Here is a 1,944-nt window from a genome sequence, read left to right on the forward strand (position 1 = left end):
AAAGTCAAAGGAAAAGGTAACGGCATAGGAATTTGTCCGGAAAAAAGCGACTCAAAAAAATATTTTTGCACCATAAACGTGTACATAAAAAATACAAAAAATGGGGTTAACTCATATAATCAATTGATATTAAATAAATATTTTTAAATTTAATATATTTATAACATAAATAGTAAGCGATTTTAAACCCTTTACCCCATCAGTTTTTGGTACGCTTCTGCGGCCTCTTCTAAAGTCATTTCTCGAGTAATTGCATTTTGCGGTAGTATATCTTCTGGTATAGGGCTACCTTGCAATTGCTTAATTTCCAGTAATAAGGTAGTTGGTATAGGAATGCTTCTATCTCTAAAAATTGCGCGGGCCTCTAGTGAAGTGATTTCGGCTGATTTTTTTCGCTCGAGTATCGATCTTAAGTATTCTTTTTGTTGATGCTTTTCATCGTTAAAGAAGACTTCATTGATCCCATCTTTTTTGTAACGGCAATATCATTGTGACTAGGCAATACTTCTTCTATCGTTGTCGTTTCGCCGTCTGCCGTGGTTTTAATAATTTTGCGTTTTCGGATTTTGGTGTTTTGCCTTGCTGTTTCTGCTAGCTCTTTTTTCAAAAATGTCGGCCGCATGATGAAAAGCATGATCAAATTCGTAATAATCCTTTCGCCAATTTCTAATCGTTTTTTCATCCACATGCAGCCATTTTGCAATGAAATGATTTGATACTTTGCCTTTCACCAAAGACAGGTTGATCACGTCATCAATATACGCTTTTTGTAATATTTAGCTTTCCCTGACATGACAACCTCTTTTTAACCTTTGTGCAACATTCGTAAAATTAGCCATTTTGGGTGCGGACTTATTTTGCGGAAGTATGCGAAAAAAATCCCCTCTTCATGCGTTGTTATTATTAGGTTTTCCAATTTTTCAAAATGCGGAAGTATGACTGCGGAATTATGCGTTTTTGGCTATTCTGTAATTTTTTACCTGAATCCCTTTGATGTAAAGCAATTAAGGTTTTAACCCCATTTACCTTAATGATTAAAAATGAACGCAAATGTTAAAAATTTAACTCAAAAATTGACCCTGAAAATCGACCGTAAATATTTGAGGTGGTCTCAATGTTTTTATGACCCAGCATTTTAGAAATAACATGAATATCATTCCGTTTTTTGATAAGACGTACCGCTGCAAAATGCCGTAAGTTATGAAATTTCCCAATCCTGAATTTTTCCAGTAAATTCCTTAACAATTCCTGTCGTACTGTAATTTAACGACAGTCTTTTCACTGATTGACTGACAATTAATGGTTCATGTAACCCAAACTTGTTTTTATCCAATAGCGACAATAACCCTTTTGGCATCGGTAACAATCGCTGAACGTCAGCTTTTAAGCCTTCAATAACACCGTTTCGTGTTACATGTTTTGAGATATTCAAATATTCCCCTTGAATATCGCTATAATCCAATGCCAATATTTCGCTTATCCGAAGCCCAATCACCGATGCCAAGATGAAGGCAATCTTTTCTCTGACGGGCGCTTCTTCAATCATCCTATCCACATTCTCAAACGCCGGAATGAAAATAGGCTTTTCCCCTTTTCTTTTCAATTTTGGATTGGACTGACACCAACATTTCGCATTGCTTTCAGCAGCAAATAGGCAGAATGCAGATGTTTAAGCGTATTTTCCGGTAAACCGTTAAATTCACTCGGGCGAATATTCAACGCCATTTCTTGCAACGTTTCGTCAATCGAAAACAAGGCATGTTTAATCGTATCGAGCGAACTTTGCCGTAAATGCCCCGTTTCACACTGAAAACCTTTTTCCCCACATAAAACTGAATCAACCTTGCGAAGATGCCAATCTCGGCATTGCTCTTTTTCTTTTGCCATCATCGCCAAAAATCGCTCAGATTCGCTCAGAAAAAGAAAATGGCAAGCAGCTTCCCG

Annotated in this window: 4 protein-coding genes; all 4 read right to left on the reverse strand. The window is 36.7% G+C overall.

The genetic code is table 11. From position 1 onward, the window contains the following. Positions 1-409: 409 nt before the first annotated feature. Positions 410-682 (reverse strand): hypothetical protein, encoded by a 273-nt coding sequence (locus AYJ55_RS24245; RefSeq protein WP_162505871.1) that lies wholly within the window; start codon positions 680-682, stop codon positions 410-412. A 371-nt stretch (positions 683-1,053) separates the two neighbouring features. Next, positions 1,054-1,245 (reverse strand): tyrosine-type recombinase/integrase, encoded by a 192-nt coding sequence (locus AYJ55_RS36620; RefSeq protein WP_074168211.1) that lies wholly within the window; start codon positions 1,243-1,245, stop codon positions 1,054-1,056. After that, complete coding sequence (locus AYJ55_RS24250; RefSeq protein WP_063658194.1) at positions 1,199-1,603, reverse strand: site-specific integrase; 405 nt, start codon at positions 1,601-1,603, stop codon at positions 1,199-1,201. Before AYJ55_RS24250 ends, AYJ55_RS36620 begins: the two co-directional genes overlap by 47 nt. Next, a partial coding sequence (locus AYJ55_RS24255; RefSeq protein WP_187153379.1) for a hypothetical protein occupies positions 1,600-1,944 on the reverse strand: 345 nt, incomplete at its 5' end. The genes AYJ55_RS24250 and AYJ55_RS24255, both read right to left, overlap by 4 nt.

The organism is Candidatus Arsenophonus triatominarum (genome assembly GCF_001640365.1).
Taxonomy (GTDB): domain Bacteria; phylum Pseudomonadota; class Gammaproteobacteria; order Enterobacterales; family Enterobacteriaceae; genus Arsenophonus; species Arsenophonus triatominarum.

Bases quoted from the DNA above. Each gene is read 5' to 3' on its own strand.
- AYJ55_RS24245 (WP_162505871.1), bottom strand. From the start codon at position 682: ATGAAAAAACGATTAGAAATTGGCGAAAGGATTATTACGAATTTGATC.